Genomic DNA, 22,048 nt, shown 5'->3' on the forward strand with positions numbered 1-22,048 from the left:
GGAGATAGCTGCTCCGTCGGAAGCATTGGCCGAATATAAAATAAAAAAGAAATAAACATCGAGGAGGACACAACGATGGCAAAGGATGTATCTGCAGAGTCTATCAAGCTGCACTATGAATTAAAGGGGAAGATCGAGGTGGCGTCACGCGCAAAGGTCGACAGTTCCGAGGCGCTGTCCCTCGCCTATACACCGGGCGTGGCTGCGGTCTGCAAGGAGATCGAGAAGGATCCGGAGAAGCAGTGGGAGCTGACCCGCCGTTGGAACACCGTCGCGGTCGTGACCGATGGTACCGCGATTCTCGGCCTCGGTGATATCGGTCCGGAGGCCGGCATGCCGGTTATGGAAGGCAAGTGCGTACTGTTTAAGGAGTTCGGTGGCGTGGACGCGATTCCGCTCTGCATTCGCTCGAAGGATGTGGACACCATCGTGAACACGATCTCCCTGCTCGCTGGCTCCTTCGGTGGCATCAACCTCGAGGACATCGCGGCTCCGCGCTGCTTCGAGATCGAGAAGAAGCTGAAGGAAAAGTGCGACATCCTCGTATTCCACGATGACCAGCACGGTACCGCGGTCGTGGTAGCTGCGGCACTTCTGAATGCCGTAAAGGTCACCGGCAAGAAGATGGGCGAGCTGAAGATCGTCATCAACGGTGCGGGCGCGGCCGGCTGTGCGATCGGCAAGCTTCTCGTGAAGATGGGCTTCGGCAATGTCATCATGTGCGACATTCATGGCATCATCTGCGAGGGTGATGAAGGCCTCAACTTCGGTCAGGAGGAGATGTCCCACATCACAAATAAGGATCACATCCACGGCACACTCGCCGATGCACTGAATGGTGCGGACGCCTTCATCGGCGTTTCCCGCGGCGGTCTCGTGTCGAAGGAGATGGTCAGAAGCATGAAGGACGGTATCGTCTTCGCGATGGCGAACCCGACCCCGGAGATCATGCCGGAGGATAGTAAGGAAGCCGGTGCAGCCGTCATCGGTTCCGGTCGTTCCGACTACCCGAACCAGATCAATAATGTCCTTGTCTTCCCGGGCATCTTCCGTGGCGCCCTCGATGTACGTGCAACCGACATCAACGACGAGATGAAGGAAGCCGCCGCGTATGCCATCGCCGGCCTCGTATCCGACGACGAGCTCACCCCAGAGTACATCATCCCGAAGGCCTTCGATCCACGCGTACGTGACGCGGTGGCCAGTGCCACTGCAGAAGCAGCGCGGAAAAGCGGCGTCGCTAGAGTATAAGAGTGTAGGAGTGTAGGAGTTTGCATCAGCAAACTCCGGAACGATATCCCACAGAGCTATGCTCTGTGCCCGAAGGGCTAAAGTCAGGCTTCCATGGCCTGACTTTAGGGCGGTTTGCATCAGGCAAACTCCGGAACGACCTCCCACAGAACTTGTTCTGTGCCCGAAGGGCTAAAGTCGGGCATCGCTTTTATAACAAAGTTTTTTACGATGTAGTAATTTGCGATTCATCTTTTCGAAAAACTCATGGTTGACATCGCTGCTTTACCATGGTAGAGTGTTGAATCATAAGAGGGATTCACGAGGGGCCTCCGGAGGCCGGCTCGTCGCACGGAAGTGCAGGAGGAGATAATTATGAAAAAGACTTTAGCGATGATGACAGCAGCGGTGATGGTAGCGGGTGCGCTTGCGGGTTGCGGTTCTTCCAGTTCGACACCGGTGGCGACCACAGCGGAAGCGTCAACCGCAGCAGCGACGGAGGCAGCCACCACAGAAGTAGCCACCACCGAGGCGGGTGATACCGCAGCAGCTGCAGAGGGAACGGTGAAAACGCCGAGCGGCAAGTTCACGGTCGGCTTCGATCAGGAGTTCCCGCCGATGGGCTTCGTCGGTGATGATGGACAGTTCACCGGCTTCGACCTCGATCTCGCGAAGGAAGTGGCTTCCCGTCTCGGCCTCGAGTTCGTACCGCAGCCGATCAACTGGGATGCGAAGGACATGGAACTCGACTCCGGCAACATTGACTGTATCTGGAACGGTTTCACGATGCAGGGACGTGAGGACGCCTACACCTGGGTAGGCCCGTATATGGCGAACAATCAGGTATTCGTCGTGACTGCCGACAGCGATATCGCGTCGAAGGCGGATCTCGCAGGCAAGGCCGTCGAGGTTCAGAAGGATTCTTCGGGACTCGCTGCACTGCAGGGTGACGCAGAGCTCAGTGCGAGCTTCGGATCGATGACCGAGGTTGCGGACTATAACACGGCACTCATGGATCTCGAGTCCGGTGCCTGTGATGCGGTCTGCATGGACAGCATCGTCGCCGGCTACCAGATCAAGTCTTCCGGTAAGGATATGAAGATCCTCGATGATACCCTCTCCGCAGAGGAGTACGGTATCGGCTTCAAGAAGGGTGAGGACGAGCTTGCGAAGGCGGTTTATGACACCCTCATGGAGATGAAGGACGACGGAACCGTAGCGAAGATTTCGAACGACTGGTTCGGCTCCGACGTATTCACCCTGAAGTGATACATGCGAGTGTAGACATGGGACCTGACAGAAGAAGGCTCCGGCGGATACCGGCCAGACTCCTGTCAGGTTCATCTTTGCGTTTAAGGGCTTTCCAGAGCGTTGCTTCGGATGTGCCACTTTTATGCAGGAAGCTGTGTCCTCGGCTTTGGTTTTCGCGAGAATATGATATGATGAAGACTGGTTGTTAAAACCATCAAATTTTGCTTTTGGAGGAATTACCTTGGCACTGTCACAGATCATCCTGGAATTACTGAAGGGTCTTGGCGTTTCGGTCGAGATCTTCGCCATCACCCTGCTGTTCAGCCTGCCGCTGGGCCTGCTGGTGGCCTTCGGGCGTATGTCGAAAAACGGCGTCGTGAGCGGACTCACGAAGGCCTACATCTCTATCATGCGTGGAACTCCGCTGATGCTGCAGCTCTTCGTCGTGTATTACGGTCCGTACTACCTCTGCCACATCAAGCTGAGCCCGACCTACCGTAATTCCGCCGTCTACATCGGCTTCATCATCAACTACGCTGCCTACTTCGCGGAGATCTACCGCTCGGGCATCCAGTCCATGCCGGTCGGACAGTACGAGGCCGCCGACATCCTCGGCTATAGCCGCGTGCAGAGCTTCTTCCGTATCATCCTGCCGCAGGTGATGAAGCGCATCCTTCCGTCCATCACGAACGAGGTCATCACCCTCGTCAAGGACACCTCGCTCGCGTTCTCCATCTCGGTCATGGAGATGTTTACGAAGGCGAAAGCCCTGTCGTCCAGCCAGACATCGATGACCCCGCTCATCGTCGCCGGCGTGTTCTACTATGTCTTTAACTTCATCGTCGCCTTCCTCATGGAGCGCATCGAGAAGAAGATGAACTACTATAAGTAAGGAGGTAAGCGATGAATCTGCTCGAAATGAAAAACGTGAAGAAAAGCTTCGGCGACCTCCAGGTCCTGAAGGACATCAGCCTGACCGTCGCGGATGGCGAGATCGTGTCGATCATCGGCCCGTCCGGTTCCGGCAAGTCCACCCTGCTTCGCTGCGCCACGCTGCTCGAAACGATGGACGCCGGTACACTGAAGTATGAGGATACGGTGGTTGCGGACAATGCTTCCGACGGGCGTGCAGCATACGCCGATAAGGAAACACTCCGGAAGATCAAGCAGGTCTACGGCCTCGTCTTCCAGCAGTTCAACCTCTTCCCACACTGGAATGTGCTTCAGAACGTGACCGACGCGGTCATCCATGTGCAGAAGAAGTCCCGGGAGGAGGCAGAGAAGATCGGCCGCGAGCTCCTCGAAAAGATGGGCCTCGCGGATAAGGAGAAGTACTATCCGTACCAGCTCTCCGGCGGACAGCAGCAGCGTGTCGCCATCGCCCGCGCCCTGGCGCTGAATCCGAAGGTTCTTTTCTTCGATGAGCCGACCAGCGCCCTCGACCCGGAGCTCACCGGGGAAGTCCTGAAGGTTATCAAGTCCCTGAAGGACCTGCACATCGCGATGGTGATCGTCACCCACGAGATGGCCTTCGCCCGCGACATCTCCGATAAGGTCATCTTCATGGCCGACGGTGTCATCGTCGAAGAAGGCACTCCGGAGCACGTATTTAACTCCGAGAACGAACGTATGCAGAGCTTCCTCGGACGATACAAGAATATACTGTAAGAAGACGCAGCACTCGGAAAACGGGTGCTGTTTTTTAATAGGTGCAACCGTTCGGGCAGTGGACTCGGAGTACTGTGCCTTCGTTGACGCCCCTCCGGATCCCCTGCCCGAACAGTTACGAATAGGTGACATTTTATGAATGGGCATCCCTGAAATCTATTGGCAGGTAACCGCTCGGTAACTATACTTAGAGTTACCGAGCGGTTACTTTTTTATGAGGAGTTGGATGACGGATGAACTATATTCGAATCACAAAAGAAAATATTGATAAGGAGCATATCTGCTGCGCCATGTCTGGCAAGCAGAGCGCTGCTAAAAAAGAGTGGATGAGACAGCGCTTCGACGAGGGTCTGGTTTTTTATCGGAGCGAGGAGCGCGGGAAGTGCTTTATCGAATATATACCGGTCGAAAATGCATGGGTGCCGATTGAGGCAGACGAATATCTCTACATTAACTGCCTCTGGGTATCCGGCTCCATGAAGGGACATGGATACTCAAATGATCTGCTGGAGGCGTGCATCCGCGATGCCAGGGCGCAGGAGAAGAACGGCATTTGTATTCTGTGCGCGGAGGGCCGGAAGCGGGAATTTCTCGCTGACCCGAAATTCCTGACCTATAAGGGGTTTCGTGTGGCAGACATCTCCGACTGCGGAATCAATCTCATGTACCTTCCCCTTGCAGATAATGCAGCGCCACCGAGATTCAAGGACTGTGCGCGACACCCGAAGGTAGAGAAGAGTGGATTCGTCCTCTACTACACCGACCAGTGCCCGTTCACATACTACTGGGTACCGAAGATTCTGGAGATCGCGGAGGAACACAGCGTTCCGTTTAAGGCCATCCACATCACTGACAGAGAAGCCGCGCAGAACGTGCCCGCGCCGGTCACCACCTACGCCCTGTTCCGGGACGGACAGTTCCTGACACAGGGCATACTGTCTGATAAAAAATTCAGGAAACTGGCAGGGATTTCGGAGTGAGCAGCAGACCAGGCATCGCCAGTGCTGTCCAAGCGAGTGATGCTGTACCAAGACAGCGTTTGAAAGAAAAGGCAGCATTGTATAAACACCACTAGAAAAGAGCCAGCGCAACCGCGCTGGCTCTTAATTAATGTCGAAATATACTATTCAGAATATGCTCTGCATCTTCCTTGTGCGATCAGATATTCAGAAGATCGCTGTATACCTTCAGTGCGCCGTCAGTCTCGTGAGCGAGTACCTTCTTCGCAAGGACCTTACCGAGCTGTACGCCCTCCTGATCGAAGGAGTTCAGGTTCCAGCAGAAGCCCTGGAACATCACCTTGTTCTCATAGTGTGCGAGCAGTGCGCCGAGGGTTCTCGGATTCAGCTGCTGACCGATGATGATAGAGGAAGGACGGCCACCCTCGAAGTTCTTGTTGCGGTTTTCGTCTTCCTTACCGCAGGCGAAGGCAACGATCTGGGCGGCAACATTGGCACAGAGCTTCTGCTGGCTGGTGCTGCCCTGGATGGTATCATCCATGCCGATCTGGTTCTCACGGAAGCCGACGAACTGGAGCGGGATGATGTCCTTGCCCTGGTGCAGGAGCTGGTAGAAGCTGTGCTGGCCGTTGGTGCCCGGCTCACCGAAGATAACCGGACCGGTCGGATAGTCCACCGGCTCACCGAAGCGGTTTACTGACTTACCGTTCGACTCCATGTCGAGCTGCTGAAGATGTGCCGGGAAGCGGCTGAGGCCCTGGGAGTACGGCAGAATCGCGGTGCTCTCGTAGCCGAGCATGTTACGCTCATATACACCGATCAGTGCGTCAAGCATATCCGGGTTCTTCATCGGATCCTTCTCTGCAGCGAGCTTATCCTCTGCGGCAGCGCCCTCGAGGAACTCTGCGAAGACCTCCGGACCGAAGGCGAGGGACAGAACCGCGCCGCCGACCGCTGAGGTAGAGGAGTAACGTCCACCGATGTAATCATCCATATAGAACGCTGCGAGATACTCCGGGCTGGTGGCGATCGGAGAAGTTGCGGAAGTAACGGCGATCATGTGCTTCGCAGGATCGAGGCCGAGCTTCCGAAGCGCGTTCATCACGAAGGTCTGGTTCGTGAGAGTCTCAAGCGTCGTGCCGGACTTGGAAACCAGGATGAAGAGGGAATGAGCGACGTCAATGTTGCGGAGAACAGCGGCTGCGTCATCCGGATCGACGTTACTGATGAACTGTGCATTCATCTTGAGGAGACCCTTCGTCTTCGCCCAGTTCTCAAGCGCGAGGTACATCGCGCGTGGACCGAGGTCACTTCCGCCGATACCGATCTGAACGACCGTGGTAAACTTCTCGCCGGCTGCATTGGCGATCTCACCGGAATGAACCTTCTCCGCGAATGCGGCGATGCGCTTTTGCTGCTCAACGTAGAATGCGCGCTTGTTTTCACCGTCTACCACAACATCCTGACCGAGCTGTCCACGGGTCAGCTGGTGAAGTACGAGACGCTTCTCACCAGTGTTGATCATATCACCGTTGTAGAGATCCTCATACTTCTCTGCAAGCTGTGCTTCCGACGCCAGTTTCACGAGTGCTGCGAGGACATCCTCATCGACAGCCTTCGCACCGTAGTTGTATGCCATTCCCTCTGCCATCGGCACAGAATAGTTCTTTACACGAGCGGCACCATTCTCGCCGGTCATGACTTCCTTCAGGTTCACTGCCTTCACCTTCTGCAGCTCTGCATAGGATGAAAGCGTATCAAGATTCTTCCAATTCAGCATCGTCATTTCCTCCATAAGGTACTTTTTCAGTGATGCGGCCGGGCCACATCGCAAGCAAACCGTTTTTCATTATATCATTGTGCGAAGGATTTCTAAAGAGGAATGTTACGAATTTAACAGATGGGTGAACTGTTGCCGTTACTGTCCACTCGTCAACTGGATTCAGGCAGGAGCCGGAGGGGCAGCAACGTAGGAACAGTACTCTGTTGCCGCCCCTTCGCTGCCTCTGGCCAACGTTACTATCCAATATGGTTTGATGATAAAAATACTGGATATGTTTTTTGACTGTAAGCATGACAGATGGCTGCAAAATATCCACTCTCAGGCGATTTCAAAAATATTGGATACGAAAAGCCTTGTTTCCTAAGAGGAATCCGGGCTCGCATATCCAGTATTAAAAAAAAGAAGGTTTATTGGATATCAGCCGAAAGAAACTCTTCTCTGAAGTCAGAAATACATATCCACCATTTAAAAAAGCAAGGATTCTTCGATAGTACGCTTATATGCGTATGCCTGATTTCGCAGAAAACTATCCAATAAGTGCCCTTTTTGAAAATCTTAGATAGTTTAGCTCCGTACACAAAAATGATAGATGGTGTTAAAAATATCCACGATTTCGAAAGTAACTGGGTATTGGATAGTGCCATCCATCTTCATCTATTTCACCCGGTTCGCCAGTAAAAATTTCCGGGCCGCGCTCGATGATGGTCTGAAAATCGAGCAGTATTCCAGCGCGGCATCCGCACGCAAAGAAAAAATTGTCGATTTTTTTGTTTGTTTGCACGGGGCGGGACCGATATGTAAATAGATAAAGGCAGCCGAATGGGGTGGGCAAACAAAAAGAGACGCTCGGCATAGGCGTCTCATGAAAATCAAACGAGGATGAAGACATCGCCTTGCCCGAGCAGTAACGACTGGACATGCGATGCTTTTTTCTAAAATCGTGTATATGGATTTCCTGCCTGAAATCGAAAATCGACAGGTAAAATAGACACGGACGTTCTCATTCTGAAATCGTGTATATTTAATCGGTAATTGACAGCGAAAATCAGCATCTGATTTCGATTTTTATAGACACGATTTCCGAAAAAGTCCTTCCATGTATAGTTTCTCTCCTGAATCCAGTTTCGGAGCGTAATTCTCATAGACACGATTTCTGAAAAATTCCTTCCGTGTATAGTTTCTCTTCCAAGTCCAGCTTTGAGCGCAACTTTCATATACACAAAATCGTAAATTATCGAATCATGTAGATCGTCGCCTGCATCTGCCGAAAATATACCTCCTGCAAGCAGAAAATCCAGTCTAAAAGACGACTGGATTCATATAAGTTTTTGAACCTTCGGCTGCCGTCCGCCGAGCTGCGAATGAACAGTAACCTGTTACCTGAATAATCAGAGATAAATATAACTGTATTAACCACGCAAGCTACGCTATAGTATAGAAATATTATAATGAAGAAAACGAAAGCGAGGTTCTCTATGACCATCTGGTTAACGCGTCATGGGCAGACAAATCTGAATAAGCAGCATCTTATGCAGGGGCGGACGGATGAGCCGCTGAACGAGACGGGCCGTGCGCAGGCACGGGCGGCGCGGGCGCAGCTCGGGGATATGCACTTCGATGCGGTCTATGCAAGCCCTCTCAAGCGTGCGATCGAAACGGGCGCTATCATGGGCGACGTACCGATGGCTGAGGTCATCATCGATGAGCGGCTGATCGAGGCGGACTTCGGGCGCTTCGAGAAGAAGGGGTATACGAAGATGAGTCTGCCGATGTCGCTGTACTGGGCGCTGCCGGAGCTTTTTCCGTGCCCGGAGAAGGACGGGGTGGAGAGCATCGCATCGCTCGTCGCACGGAGCCGCTCGTTTCTCGAGGAGTTGGAGCAGAAGGACTATGAGCATGTGCTGATCGCCTGCCACGGCGGTATCATGCGGGCCCTCAGCGGATACCTCATGGATCGAAGGAACGGGATCTGCTGGCGACCGAAGCCGCGGAACTGCGAGATCCGCGTGTTCCGTGTGGAAGATGGCCGGCACGTGTACCTCGAGGATCTGAAGCTTCCGAAGTGATGCGCCTCAATAAAAACGGCGCAGACTCACCGGAGCAGGAAGACCTGCATCCGGATGATAATCCTTAGCTGTATTGTTCAAACGTAGTACTGTGCTTCCGACGGCTGTCCGCCGAGCCACGTCTGAACCAATGTAACTCTTAGCTGATGTGCGGCAGAAGACCGTCGCGAGTGAAAGGACTTGTATAGATTGCATAATATGCATGTATAAATGCATTTATTCATGAGTAGCATGCATAAGAATGCGATTAAATACAATTTGATGCATAAAAATACTTGCATTCTCTGAAAAATGGATTATAATCTCCTCATAGTCAAAAAGCGAGAGGTTATGAAAACGCTTTTGATTTATAACCGTAATATATGATTCGGTTTGAGGAGGATTATTATGAAGAAGAACTTAGCTATTCTGATGACCACTGTTCTCGCAGCTGCTTCTCTGGCAGCCTGCGGATCATCCAGCACACCGGCGACGACAACCGCCGCTGCGACCGAGGCTGCCACCACCGCTGCCGCTGCAGAGACGACCGCCGCAGCAGAGGACACCACTGCTGCCGCTACGGAGGCAGCGTCCGAGGGCGCTGCAGAGGGAAACGGAGAGATCGTCGAAGTTCCGAAGGATTTCACGACCGTAAACGCTGGCAAGCTGACCGTTGCGACCTCTCCGGACTTCGCACCATATGAGTTCTACCACATCAATGCCGATGGCACACCAGAGCTTTCCGGCTTCGATGTCGCACTCGCAAAGCGAATCGCTGAGGATCTCGGCCTCGAAGTTCAGTTCGTACCGATGGATTTCGATGGCATCCTCATGGAGCTTCAGAGCGGAAACGTCGACCTCGGCATGGCTGGTTTCTCCCCGAGCCCGGAGCGTGCAGATACCTTCGACTTCTCCGACCTTTACTACAAGGGTGGTCAGTCCTTCGTCATCCGCAAGGCAGATCATGATAAGTATAAGGACTATGCTGCATTTGATAAGCTTCCGGTAGGTGCACAGAACGGTTCCATCCAGATGGATCTCGCAAAGGAGAACACGCCGAATGCAAACATCATCGGTCTCGCAAAGGTAACCGATATCGTTTCTGAGCTTGTTTCCGGTAAGCTCGAAGGTGGCTTCATCGAGACCGCCGTCGCAGAGCAGTACATCAAGAACTATCCGGAGCTCGAAATCGCATGGGATGTTCCGTACGACACGAAGGGTTCTGCCATCGCTCTTAAGAAGGGCAGCGACCTCCTTCCGGCTGTCAATGCCGTCATCAACAACGCACTGTCTGATGGTTCCATGGACCAGTACGTAGCCGACGCTCAGGAGCTTGCATCGGATGAGGGCAATGTCTATGAGGGTCAGCTCGACGCAGATGGCAAGGTTGCTTCCAACTAAACGCGGACTGCGACACAAAAACTGATTCTTTTCTCTCCGGGGGGCTTCCCCGGGGAGATTTTTGAGTCTATACTCAGCATGCTGAGGTGCACGACAGCGGAAAATACACATGCGTTTCGCGATGATCCGTATGCGCCATGTTTCTTATAATAAATGCACATTCAGCGTCCTACGTATATACTCAAAGCACATCGCGATGTAGAGTATACATATCACTACTTATGAAAGGCAGGATTTACCTATGACCATTAGCTGGGCCAATTTTGAGAAGTTATTTCAATACGGCACCATGTTCCAGCAGGGAATGATCGTCACCATCCTTCTGGCAGCCTGTACCGTATTCTTCGGCTTCATCCTTGCATTTTTACTTGCATTGATGCTGCTGTCGGATGTACGTCCGTTCCGTCATCTCGAGAAGATCAAGACGGAGGATATTCAGAAGAAAAAGCGCTATGACCGCATCGCCGCGTTCAATCCGGTACATCTGCTGGCTAATGCTTACGTCCAATTCGTACGTTGCACCCCGATGCTGGTTCAGATCTTCCTCGTGTACTACATCATCTTCGGATTCGTCACCCTGCCGAAATTCACATTCTTCGGCTTCATCCAGTTCGAGCGTTTCTTCCCGGCAGCCGTCGCGATGGCACTCAACTCCGGTGGATATATGAGTGCGGTCATCCGTGGTGGTATCGAGGGCGTCGATGCTGGACAGACCGAGGCGGCTCGTTCCCTCGGCATGACGAAGTCCCAGACTATGTTCCATATCATCCTGCCACAGGCGGTGAAGAACATCCTGCCGGCCGTTGCGAACGAATTCGTGACGATCATCAAGGAGTCGTCTGTCTGCTACACCATCGGTGTACAGGACATCATGTTTAACGTAAAGAGTGTACAGTCCGCGACCTTCATCATCGCAGAGCCGCTCATTATGGCGACCTTACTGTACTTCTGCCTGTGCTTCCCGACCAGTAAGATCATCGAGTACATTGAGAGGAGGATGCGTCAAAGTGACAACCGATAAGCCAATGATTCAGGTCCGTGGCCTGAAAATGTACTATAACTACGGAAAGATCAAGGCCCTCGATGGCTTGGACATCGATATCAACCGGGGCGACGTCATGGTCGTGATCGGACCGTCCGGTTCCGGTAAGTCCACCTTCCTCCGGAGCCTGAACCTCCTCGAGTCGCCGACCGATGGAAGTATCATCTTCGAAGATAAGGACATCGTGAACGAGAAGATCAATCTTGATCAATACCGTCAGAAGATGGGGATGGTGTTCCAGCACTTCAATCTCTTTCCACACAAGACGATCCTCGAGAATCTGACCCTCGCACCGATGATCGTGAAGCACGAGTCGAAGGAGGCGGCCGAGAAGAAGGCCCTGGAGCTCCTGGAGCGTGTTGGTCTCCGCGATCGTGCGGCGGCCTACCCGGTGCAGTTATCCGGTGGTCAGAAGCAGCGTGTCGCGATCGTGCGTGCACTCTGCATGAACCCGGAGGTGATGCTCTTCGATGAGCCGACGAGTGCGCTCGACCCGGAGATGGTCGGCGAGGTGCTCGAGGTTATGAAGGAACTTGCACACGAAGGCATGACGATGGTCTGCGTCACCCATGAGATGGGCTTCGCCCGTGAGGTGGGCAACCGCGTGGTCTTTATGGCAGATGGTAAGCTCGTCGAGCAGGGGACACCGGAGCAGATTTTCGAGCATCCGGAGAGCCCGCGTCTGAAGGACTTCCTCGGGAAGGTCCTCGAGGTTTGATTTTATAACAAAGCGGCGTTTGCATTGTTTTCGCAGGCGTCGCTTTTGTATATACTACTATATGAAAATTTATAAGGAGGGTTTCATCATGGAGGATCAGAAGAGGGCTGCTCTTTCGTTTATCGAGCAGCATAAGGATATATTTACTGGTGTGGCGGATTACGTCTGGGCGCATCCGGAGCTCAGTCTGAAGGAGTTCCAGTGTGCGGCGTACTATGAGAAGGTGCTCGAGGAGGGTGGCTTCACGGTGGAGAAGGGTGTCGATGGGATCGAGACGGCATTCACGGGAAGCTATGGTTCGGGTCATCCGGTCATCGGTATCCTCGGTGAGTTCGATGCACTGTCCGGTCTCAGTCAGGCGTGTGGTGCGACGGAGCATCAGCCGCTCGTAGAGGGTGGCGCTGGGCACGGCTGTGGCCACAATATGTTAGGTGCAGGTGCATTGGCCGCGGCGTTTGCGGTGAAGAACTACCTCGAGACGAGTGGTCACGAGGGCACAGTAATCTTCTATGGCTGCCCGGGTGAAGAGGGCGGTGCGGCGAAGGCCTTCATGGCGCGTGACAACATGTGGCGCGCCCTCGATGCGGCGTTCTGCTGGCATCCGGAGGATGTCAATGAGGTGAAGACCGGTACGAACAACTCGACGATTCAGGTTATGTATACCTTCCACGGACGCTCCGCGCATGCGGCCGGCGATCCGGAGAATGGCCGCTCGGCACTGGATGCGGTGGAGCTCATGAACACGGGCGTGCAGTACCTGCGTGAGCACATGAAGTCCGAGTGCCGCGTGCACTATGCCATCACGGATGCCGGTGGAATCTCACCGAATGTCGTGCAGGATCATGCGACGGTGCTCTATATGGTGCGTGCCGGTAAGGTACGGAATTGTGTGGAGCTTCAGAAGCGTGTGGATAAGATCGCGGAGGGCGCAGCCCTGATGACCGAGACAACCTTCGAGCGTACCTTCATCGATGGTACGGCGGATCTGGTGCCGAACTTCGCACTGGAGAAGGTACTCTACGATAATTTCGCGCAGGTAGAGCTTCCGACCTATACCGAGGAGGAGCTCGCATTTGCCGGAAAGGTGCATGCGACCTGTCCGGTCAATACTGCACCGGGCTTCGCACCGACCCTCGACGAGGAGATTCGGGCATACAGTGAGGAGAAGTCACAGCACGGTACGATACCGATCAACAACTACCTCATGCCGCTCTACCACAGCACGGCGTTCTGCGCCGGCTCCACGGATGTCGGGGATGTTTCCTGGCAGACACCGACGGCTCAGATCCAATGCGCAGGCTTCGTCAGCGGCGCACCAGGCCACAGCTGGCAGAATGTTTCCTGCGGCGGTTCGAGCATCGGCCACAAGGCCCTGCTTCTCGCCGGTAAGGTCCTCGCGCTCAGCGCTATCGACCTCTATGAGAAGCCGGAGCTGCTGAAGGAAGCGAGAGCAGAGTTTGAGAAGCGCACCGAGAGCGGCTACGTATGCCCGATCGAAGAGGGCGCAAAGCCGATTACCATTTGATTTAACGGAGATTTCTATGTACGAAGGATTTTTACCGGTCAACCGGGAGGATATGCTGGAGCGTGGCTGGACACAGCCGGATTTCGTCTATGTGATGGGTGACGCCTATGTGGACCACTCCAGTTTCGGGCCCGCCATCATCTCCCGTGTGCTCGAGGCACACGGTTATAAGGTCGCGATGCTGCCGCAGCCGGACTGGAACGATCCTTCGTCCGTCATGGAGTTCGGGGAGCCGAGGCTCGGCTTCCTCGTGTCTGGCGGCAACATGGATTCCATGGTGAATCACTACACCGTCGCGAAGCATCATCGGAAGACCGACTCCTACACACCGGGCGGTGTCATGGGCAAGCGTCCAGACCGCGCGGTGACGGTTTACTGTAACCTGATACGGAAAAGCTATAAGCATACTCCGATCATCATCGGCGGTATCGAGGCGAGTCTGCGTCGGCTCGCACACTATGACTACTGGTCCGACCGCGTACGCCGTTCCGTGCTCCTCGACAGTGGTGCCGACCTTCTGTCCTACGGCATGGGCGAGCACAGTATCGTGGAGATCGCAGATGCCCTGAACTCCGGTCTCGAGGTGAAGGACATCACCTGGATCTCCGGTACGGTCTATAAAACACGCTACGAGGATGAGATCTACGATGCCATCCGCCTCCCGGACTATGAGGAGATCAGCAGCGATAAGCGGAAGTACGCGGAGAGCTTCGCCATCCAGTACCGGAACACAGATCCGATCATTGCGAAGCGTATCTACGAATGCTACGATGGGGCGATGTTCGTCGTACAGAACCCGCCGGCGGCACCGCTCACCCAGCTCGAGATGGATGATGTCTACTCGCTTCCGTTCATGCGTGCATGGCATCCGATGTACGATGCGGCAGGCGGCATCCCGGCCTTCGGTGAGATCAAGGAAAGCATCACCCAGGCCCGCGGCTGCTTCGGCGAGTGCAATTTCTGCGCCCTCACCATGCATCAGGGACGTATCGTACAGTGCCGCTCCCACGAAAGCGTTCTCGCGGAGGCAAAGGAGATCACGCAGGATAAGGAGTTCAAGGGCTACATCTTCGATGTCGGTGGCCCGACCGCCGAGTTCCGTGGACCATCCTGCGAGAAGCAGCTCACGAAAGGCACCTGTGTCGGTCGCAAATGTCTCTGGCCGGAGCCGTGTAAGAACCTGAAGGTCGATCACAGCGACTATGTGAAGCTGCTCCGCGAGGTGCGTTCGCTGCCGGGCGTGAAGAAGGTCTTCATCCGATCCGGCTTCCGCTTCGATTACCTCATGGCAGACCCGAATAAGGAGTTTCTCCGCGAGATCTGCCAGTATCACGTCTCCGGTCAGATGCGTGTGGCACCGGAACACGTCTCCGACGGCGTACTGAAGGAGATGGGCAAGCCGAAGGTCGAGGTCTATAACAGCTTCGTGAAGGAATTTGAGAAAATCAACCGCGAGCTGGGACTCAAGCAGTATATCGTGCCGTACCTCATGTCCAGTCACCCGGGCTCCACACTGAAGGATGCGATCAAGCTCGCGGAGTACATCCGCGACATGGGCTACATCCCGGAGCAGGTGCAGGATTTCTACCCGACCCCTGGCACCGTTTCGACGACCATGTACTACACCGGCCTCAACCCACTCACGATGGAGAAGGTCTATGTGCCGCGAAATCCGCATGAAAAGGCGATGCAGCGTGCTCTCATCCAGTACCGGAATCCGGAGAACTACGAGCTCGTAAAGGAAGCGCTCCTCCGGGAGCACCGTGAAGACCTCATCGGCTTCGACCCGAGCTGCCTCATCCGCCCACGGAAGACCACCACGAAAACCGCCTCCTCCGGTCATAATCGACGACGCGGTGAGAGGAAACGGTAGTCACTCCGGGGCCCTGCCTGAATCGTAACAAACTGTAAAGTTTTAGTAAGAAAATCACGGGGCTTCCTGTGGTAAGATAAGGATACATTTTATCCGGGAGAGCTTTATGAGACATCATTTTTATAGAAATCGTATCGTCGCCGGACTCCTGATCGCCGCGCTCAGTGCGACCAGTCTGTCCACCACCGCGCTGGCCGACAGCAGTACCTTCGTGGAAATCACAGATGAGGGGCCGCTCGCAGCGTCGGCCGCTGCCGGCGTCCAGAACAGAGGTGCAGAAACCGCCACGACGACGGAAACCGCTGCGTCAGTCAGCAGCGCAGGCGCACAGGTCGTGCAGGGCACCGATGCCATGAGCACTCTGACCGGCCTCACCGGCCCGACAGGCACCGCGGTAGACACAGCGAACCAGACGACGTCGACGACCGCAGACAGTGCCGCCCTGGCGGCTGCCGCCAACCAGGCAGCGGCTTCTGCACAGCAGAGCAGTACGGCAGCCACAAATCAGACCGCGCAGAGTTCAGCTACTGCACAGGCAGCGGCCTCCGCGCAGCAGAGCACACAGACCATCGCCGCGGCAACACAGCAGACGACGAATTATTTCCAGCAGCCGTCTAAGGGCTTCCTGCGGACCGCGATGACCCTGAAGCCGGAGGTGAACGCGAACTTCGCGATCCTCGTCGATGCAGATGCCGGCCTAGTGATTGCTGAGAAGAACGGCAACGCGAAAATGTATCCGGCGTCCATGACGAAGGTCATGACCCTGCTGGTGGCCTGTGAGCACATCACGGATCTCAGTGAAAAGCTCGAGATCACCCAGGACATCGTCGACTATGTCAAGAAGGAGGGGGCATCAAACTGCGGCTTCAAGGCGGGCGAGCAGGTGACGATGCTGGATCTCCTCTATGGCCTCATCCTCCCAAGTGGTGCGGATGCCGCCCTCGCCCTCGTGCGCCGCATCGCCGGCTCCGAGGAGCAGTTCGTGGCGCTCATGAATCAGAAGGCACAGCAGCTTGGTATATCCGCCACGACGCACTTCACAAACTGCACCGGACTGTATAACGATAACCACTACTCGACAGCAGAAGATATGGCCATCATCATGCGGGCTGCAGCGCAGAACAGTGTCGCTGCCACGATCCTCACGACACGAAGCTACACGACACAGGCGAACAATAAGCGAACCACTGGTCTCAGCTTCTCGAACCTCTTCCTGAAGCGGATCGATACACAGACGACCGGCGGGCAGGTGAACTTCGCGAAGACCGGCTACGTCGCGAAGGCCGGCAACTGCGCGGTTTCCTACTTTACCGCCGCCTCCGGACGCCACTACATCTGCGTCACCGGAAAAACCTCCGGCGCATGGAACGTCGTATCCGCTCATGCCGCCCTGTACAGCCAGTACGCGAAATAGCATATTGAAATAGATACAAAAATACTTTTATATTATAAGCCCTGGTTCATTCGCTGAACCAGGGCTTATAATATAATTATGAATCTTGAAACCGTGAAATAGCGATAGCAGATTGGAGGTGAAATAATGATTGTTTATCATGGCAGTGATCAGATCGTGGAGCAGCCTGTGTTTGGTGCAGGCAAAGAAGATAATGATTATGGGACAGGTTTCTATTTGACAGAAGATAAAGATAAAGCGAATGCATGGGCAGTGGTAAATGGAACTGAAAATGCATACTGTAACGCATATGAACTTCCGATTAAGGAACTGAATGTACTCCATCTGGATGACTATGGCGTTCTGACATGGATTGCGGAAGTGACAGCGCATCGCGGAGTGATCGATGAAGATACATTTTATATCGCTGAAAAGCTGGTTGATATGTATAAAATTGACACCGCAGAATATGATGTCATCATAGGGTATCGTGCAGACGACAGCTATATCAAAGTCATCGATTCCTTTTTGAAAAATCAGCTGACGGCAGATGAAGTTGAACGTTTCTTTAGAAAAGCAGAGTTGGGAGAGCAGGTTTTTATAAAAAGTCAAAGAGCTTTTCAGTCTATAAAATTTATAGGATATGAACCTGTAGTGGAGACGATTCAGTATCAGGATTATGATGCACAGGCAAGAAGAGAAGTAGAATCTTTTCTTAATAAACGCAGAAAGGCGATTCAGCTTGAAGGCTTCCAACCAAGTGGCATGACCGTGCAGGATGTTTTAAAGAATAAATACGTATATGATCAAGCATATAAGTACTACCATCTGAACGAAAATAAACCGATGAAATATCAGGTGAACAGAAGTGTGAAGCATGAGCCCTCAAAGGATGACTATGCTTATGACAGGTTCTACTTAAGTGGTGTCATGAAATTAACACGCTTTTTGTTTCATGAATTTATAAAATCCGGTCATGATTTTCATGGAGCCGTGAAACTGTACATGGAGAAGTCTCCGATTCGCCTGAAGATGGATCAGGGTAGCTGGTCGGCGTTAAATAAAGGAATCAGGCAGCTCTATCATTCGGTAGATATAGAAACGGTACCCCTAAACACAAATAATTATATGGATGGGATTCTGTCAGACTGGATGGCAGATGTGTACACCTATATGCAGTGGCGTTATCGCCTTTCATCGGCGGTGCTGGTTCGAATTCTCCCACCGGAACTTTTGGGTGAAGCCTATTATCCTTTGCACGAAACCGGATTAAGTGTAGCCTGCGAAAAATTATATATGAAATATTTTGCAATCGTGAATAAAAATACAATAGAGTGAGGGATGGACGAAATGTCCGGGAGGCAGCTATGAGCGATATTTTACGGGATCTCGTGGAGCCGGCAGAGCTCGTCGCGATCAGCGTCGGCGGCGAATCGGTTCAGTTTAAGGTGGAAAGGGGCCTGACCCTCGGGCGGCGACGTCTGTTCGGTCGCAGAAGCCAGGCCGAAATCGCCCTTGAGTATCCTTTCCTCGCACATACGCAGGGAAAGCTCGCCCACTATCTCGGCGAGTGGCACTACGAGAATCTGACGAATGCCAACACGACGAGCATCAACGGTGTTGCGCTGCCAAAGGGAGAGGACCGTCTGCTTCAGAACGGCGACATCATCCGCATCCAGAAGGCGGGCGAGCAGCTGATTCTCGTGTTCCTGCTCCGTTTCGACGGTGAGCTCGTCTGGAAGAAGCTGCCGCTCCGGAAGGAGCAGTCGGTTTACCATATCTACAGCCATGTCGGGCGAGGCCTCTCATCTCCTGAAGTGGACAGCTTGGAGAAGCCGGATGAGCACCATGCGCTGATCCGCTACATCTACGGTCACTGGCAGGTGGAGGATGTTAAGACCGAACGTGGCGTCTATGTCAATCAGAAGCGTGTCGATGGCGTCATGGTCCTCTCGCCGAACGACGTCATCAACATCGGCGACACCGTCTTTTATTTCGCCGGCGATTATCTCGCGTACAACCACACAACCTTCCGGAACCACGATCTCCAGATCCACATCGATAATCGCTCGGTCGGCAGCTTTCTGAAGCGGCGGCTGCTCCTGAAGGACATCAAGCTCAGCATCGAGCCGGGCAGCATGGTGCTGATCCTCGGCGGTTCCGGCTCCGGGAAGACGACCTTCATCAATGCCGTCACCGGCTATGAAAAGGCCCATGCGGAGATAAAGCAGGGCGACCTCGACGTCTATGAGGACTATTCCCGAATGAAATATGAGATCGGTATGGTGCCGCAGCAGGAGCTTCTGCGTGGCGATGATACCGTCATCATGACCCTGACAAATGCAGCGCAGATGCGCCTCCCGGAGGGCACACCGACGGCGGAGCGGAAAAAGCGGGTTGAGGAAGTTCTCGCGCTCTTCGGTCTCACGCCGGTGAAGGATGAGCTGGTTGATAAGCTCTCCGGCGGGCAGCGGAAGCGCTTAAGTATCTGCGTTGAATTCATTTCAAACCCAAGTCTCTTCGTGCTCGACGAGCCGGATTCCGGTCTCGACGGTGTCATGGCACGTGATCTCATGGAGCAGCTTCGGAAGATCGCGAATCAGCAGAAGATCGTCATGGTGATCACCCATACGCCGGACCGTGTCATCGATCTCTTCGATAAGGTCATCGTCCTCGCTAAGAACAGTCAGCATACCGGACAGCTCGCCTTCTATGGAACGATCCCGGAGGCGCGTCAGTTCTTCGGGCGCGACACCATGGAGGACATCATCCTCGCCATCAATCCGGAAAACGAAGGCGGCGAGGGACTCGCGGATCACTATATCGAGGCCTTCCGGGCCTATCGTGAGGCGGAAGCCGCGAAGGAGACGAAAAGCACGACCACGACGGCACGGCAGGAGGGCATCGCGGATACCTATCGACCGACGCATACCCGCCGTCCGGCCCAGGTGAAGATCTACCTCGGGAAGCTGTTCCGTCTCTTCATCCATGAGCACGACTGGGTACTGCTCCCGCTGTCGGCCATCATCTCACTCATGGTGGCTTTCGTCGTCGGGAAGAGCCTGTTTGCCAATATGGAGCGCCTGCAGGCGGGTGCCTTTGCCCTCGTCTGCGTCTGCATCTGGAACGGCTTCTTCAATTCCATCCAGGTCGTCTGCCGGGAGCGTGCGATCATCAAGCGGGAGCACCGCGCGGGACTCCATATCAGTGCGTATATCATGGCACACATGCTGTACCAGGCGCTGATCTGCCTCCTGCAGGTTCTGATTTCCGTCGGCATCTATGTCTGGTACGGCATCCGCTTCCCGGTCGGCAGCATTGTCACAGGAAACTTCCTGGTCGACTTCGCGATGACGCTCTGGATCATCACCTATGCCGCTGACCTCGTCGCACTGATGGTGTCCTGCATCGTGCGCACTACGACCTCAGCGATGACCGTCATGCCGTTCCTGCTCATCGTGCAGCTCGTGTTTGCCGGTATCATCTTCCCGTTTGACGGAGGCGCCGCAGAGCTCGTTGAGAAGCTGACCATCAGCCACTGGGGCACCGTCGCGATCTGCTCTATCGCCGATTACAACGCGTTGCCGAGCCATGCGCTTTTCGCCTCGATCTATCAGTTTCGGAGCATTCCGGAGGTGCAGAAGATCGTCGATTACATCCAGTCCTCGGATCTCCGCATGAAGATGGATATCCTCTGCGCGAAGCAGATGCAGAATCCGCTCTATGCCGGCACCGTGGAGAACATCCTGAAGAGCTGGGGCGTCATCCTGCTGATCGGCCTCGTCGCCATCGTGGTCGGTATCATCAGTCTCGAGTTCATCGACCGGGATAAGCGATAGTGAATATGTCCGTATCGAAGCTCTAAACGCAGAGGGGCGTTATCTGGTGAAAGATGGACAGACATGACAGAAAAGCACGGCCAGGGCTTGATTGCTTTGTTGACTTTCGTTAAAATACTAGTAAAATATATTCAGTTGATTAAACCAGTTAACTGTAGCAGCATGTCGAATGGGGGAAGACGATGGGACGTGATGGAAAAATAACCATTAAGGACATCGCCGAGATGGCTGGGGTTTCGAAGACGACGGTTTCGTTCTATCTGAACGGGAAAACCGAGAAGATGTCTGAGGAAACCCGTATGAAGATTCAGGAGATCATCCTCCGAACCAACTACCGTCCGAATGTTGCTGCCCGTACACTGAACCAGAAGAAAACGAACCTCATCGGTGTCATCATCGGTGATATCACGAACACCTTCTCAAATAAAATCGTGAAGGGGATCGAGGATACCGCTCGAAAGCATGGCTACCAGACGCTGATCGGAAATTCAGGCTATGATCCGAGGCGGGAGTCCAGCTACGTGAATCGTATGCTGACCCTCGGTGCGGATGGCTTCATCATCCAGCCGACCCCGGGCTTCCATGAGACCTCGAAGCTGATCACGGATCTTAAGAAACCGTTCGTCTACTTCGACAGTAAGGTGTATGAGGATGATTCCTTCTGGGTGAAGACCGATAACTATACGGCGACCCATAAGGCGATGCAGGAGCTGATCGCGCGCGGTTATCGGAACTTCCTGATGATCGGTGCCGATCCGTCGAAGCTGAGTACACGTATCGAGCGTTCCTCCGGCTTCATCGACTGTATCACGGAGAGCGGTCTCAGCTTCCAGAGTCTGGAGATCCGCGATGGCGCGATCAACCATGCAGATATTCTCTCCTTCGTGCAGAGAAATCTGAAGGATACAGATGCAACCCTGGTGTATGTTCCGAACTGCTGGGCACTTCCGGAGGTCTGTGATGCATTACAGCCGCTCCGTGATCGGATTCCGCAGAAGCTCGGCATCATCGGTTTCGATAATACCGAATGGGCTTCCTTCTCCAGCCCGAGAATCACGACCATCGTCCAGCCTGCCTACGAGGAGGGACAGAAGGCCGCCGAAATCCTCATCGATCAGATCGAGGAGAAATACGAGGAGAAGTCTCATCAGACGCTTAAGTGCTCTGTACATTGGAGTGAATCAACACTGTGACCCCCTCACAGTGGGATTCCCTTTCTCTCCAACCTACAGAAACTTTAGCTATGCGGGTGGAAGCACTAGCTACGTTTCCGCTCGTGATGGCAGCTGTCAGGTATAAGCAGCCAGGACACTGCCGCATA

The 22,048-nt window shown here is 54.0% G+C and carries 16 protein-coding genes; 15 read left to right on the forward strand and 1 reads right to left on the reverse strand.

The window, feature by feature from the left end; translation table 11 throughout:
* Nucleotides 1-75 precede the first annotated feature (75 nt).
* From ACTQ52_RS05190 to ACTQ52_RS05210, 5 genes are all read left to right on the forward strand, one after another.
* Nucleotides 76-1,251: an NAD(P)-dependent malic enzyme gene (locus ACTQ52_RS05190; protein ID WP_410042275.1), complete on the forward strand. Its 1,176-nt coding sequence runs from the start codon at nucleotides 76-78 to the stop codon at nucleotides 1,249-1,251.
* 354 nt (nucleotides 1,252-1,605) lie between these two features.
* Entirely contained in the window at nucleotides 1,606-2,499 is an 894-nt protein-coding gene (locus ACTQ52_RS05195) for an amino acid ABC transporter substrate-binding protein (protein ID WP_441981978.1), read from the forward strand.
* A 223-nt stretch (nucleotides 2,500-2,722) separates the two neighbouring features.
* The gene (locus ACTQ52_RS05200) at nucleotides 2,723-3,373 is read left to right on the forward strand and encodes an amino acid ABC transporter permease (RefSeq protein WP_441227364.1); all 651 of its coding nucleotides are present in this window, start codon (nucleotides 2,723-2,725) and stop codon (nucleotides 3,371-3,373) included.
* Between the two features lie 11 nt (nucleotides 3,374-3,384).
* Nucleotides 3,385-4,149, forward strand: coding sequence for an amino acid ABC transporter ATP-binding protein (locus ACTQ52_RS05205; protein WP_441227365.1), 765 nt, complete (start codon nucleotides 3,385-3,387; stop codon nucleotides 4,147-4,149).
* Between the two features lie 233 nt (nucleotides 4,150-4,382).
* Nucleotides 4,383-5,129 carry a YoaP domain-containing protein gene (locus ACTQ52_RS05210; RefSeq protein ID WP_441981979.1) on the forward strand — a complete coding sequence of 249 codons (747 nt, stop codon included), beginning with the start codon at nucleotides 4,383-4,385 and terminating at the stop codon, nucleotides 5,127-5,129.
* Between the two features lie 178 nt (nucleotides 5,130-5,307).
* Here the strand turns inward: ACTQ52_RS05210 and ACTQ52_RS05215 are convergent, their stop codons facing one another.
* Nucleotides 5,308-6,888, reverse strand: coding sequence for a glucose-6-phosphate isomerase (locus tag ACTQ52_RS05215; protein WP_441227366.1), 1,581 nt, complete (start codon nucleotides 6,886-6,888; stop codon nucleotides 5,308-5,310).
* A gap of 1,478 nt (nucleotides 6,889-8,366) precedes the next feature.
* On the opposite strand from ACTQ52_RS05215, the gene ACTQ52_RS05220 reads away from it, so the two are divergent.
* The 10 genes from ACTQ52_RS05220 (at nucleotide 8,367) to ACTQ52_RS05265 (ending at nucleotide 21,920) form a co-directional block, all read left to right on the forward strand.
* Nucleotides 8,367-8,957: a histidine phosphatase family protein gene (locus ACTQ52_RS05220; RefSeq protein WP_441981980.1), complete on the forward strand. Its 591-nt coding sequence runs from the start codon at nucleotides 8,367-8,369 to the stop codon at nucleotides 8,955-8,957.
* A gap of 387 nt (nucleotides 8,958-9,344) precedes the next feature.
* Nucleotides 9,345-10,337, forward strand: a complete 993-nt coding sequence (locus tag ACTQ52_RS05225; RefSeq protein ID WP_441981981.1) for a transporter substrate-binding domain-containing protein — start codon at nucleotides 9,345-9,347, stop codon at nucleotides 10,335-10,337.
* 241 nt (nucleotides 10,338-10,578) lie between these two features.
* Nucleotides 10,579-11,358: an amino acid ABC transporter permease gene (locus ACTQ52_RS05230; RefSeq protein ID WP_410042284.1), complete on the forward strand. Its 780-nt coding sequence runs from the start codon at nucleotides 10,579-10,581 to the stop codon at nucleotides 11,356-11,358.
* Between the two features lie 4 nt (nucleotides 11,359-11,362).
* Nucleotides 11,363-12,097 (forward strand): amino acid ABC transporter ATP-binding protein, encoded by a 735-nt coding sequence (locus ACTQ52_RS05235; protein WP_410042595.1) that lies wholly within the window; start codon nucleotides 11,363-11,365, stop codon nucleotides 12,095-12,097.
* A gap of 88 nt (nucleotides 12,098-12,185) precedes the next feature.
* Nucleotides 12,186-13,622, forward strand: a complete 1,437-nt coding sequence (locus tag ACTQ52_RS05240) for a M20 family metallopeptidase (RefSeq protein ID WP_410042285.1) — start codon at nucleotides 12,186-12,188, stop codon at nucleotides 13,620-13,622.
* 16 nt (nucleotides 13,623-13,638) lie between these two features.
* The gene (locus ACTQ52_RS05245; protein WP_441226960.1) at nucleotides 13,639-15,495 is read left to right on the forward strand and encodes a YgiQ family radical SAM protein; all 1,857 of its coding nucleotides are present in this window, start codon (nucleotides 13,639-13,641) and stop codon (nucleotides 15,493-15,495) included.
* Nucleotides 15,496-15,601: 106 nt separating this feature from the next.
* Nucleotides 15,602-16,909, forward strand: a complete 1,308-nt coding sequence (locus ACTQ52_RS05250) for a D-alanyl-D-alanine carboxypeptidase family protein (protein ID WP_441981982.1) — start codon at nucleotides 15,602-15,604, stop codon at nucleotides 16,907-16,909.
* A 126-nt stretch (nucleotides 16,910-17,035) separates the two neighbouring features.
* The gene (locus tag ACTQ52_RS05255; protein WP_441981983.1) at nucleotides 17,036-18,226 is read left to right on the forward strand and encodes a DUF3990 domain-containing protein; all 1,191 of its coding nucleotides are present in this window, start codon (nucleotides 17,036-17,038) and stop codon (nucleotides 18,224-18,226) included.
* A 29-nt stretch (nucleotides 18,227-18,255) separates the two neighbouring features.
* Nucleotides 18,256-20,727: an ATP-binding cassette domain-containing protein gene (locus ACTQ52_RS05260; protein WP_410042289.1), complete on the forward strand. Its 2,472-nt coding sequence runs from the start codon at nucleotides 18,256-18,258 to the stop codon at nucleotides 20,725-20,727.
* Nucleotides 20,728-20,909: 182 nt separating this feature from the next.
* Nucleotides 20,910-21,920, forward strand: coding sequence for a LacI family DNA-binding transcriptional regulator (locus ACTQ52_RS05265; protein ID WP_441981984.1), 1,011 nt, complete (start codon nucleotides 20,910-20,912; stop codon nucleotides 21,918-21,920).
* Nucleotides 21,921-22,048 lie beyond the last annotated feature (128 nt).

This window comes from Oribacterium sp. Sow4_G1_1, from assembly GCF_052116105.1.
GTDB lineage: Bacteria > Bacillota > Clostridia > Lachnospirales > Lachnospiraceae > Oribacterium.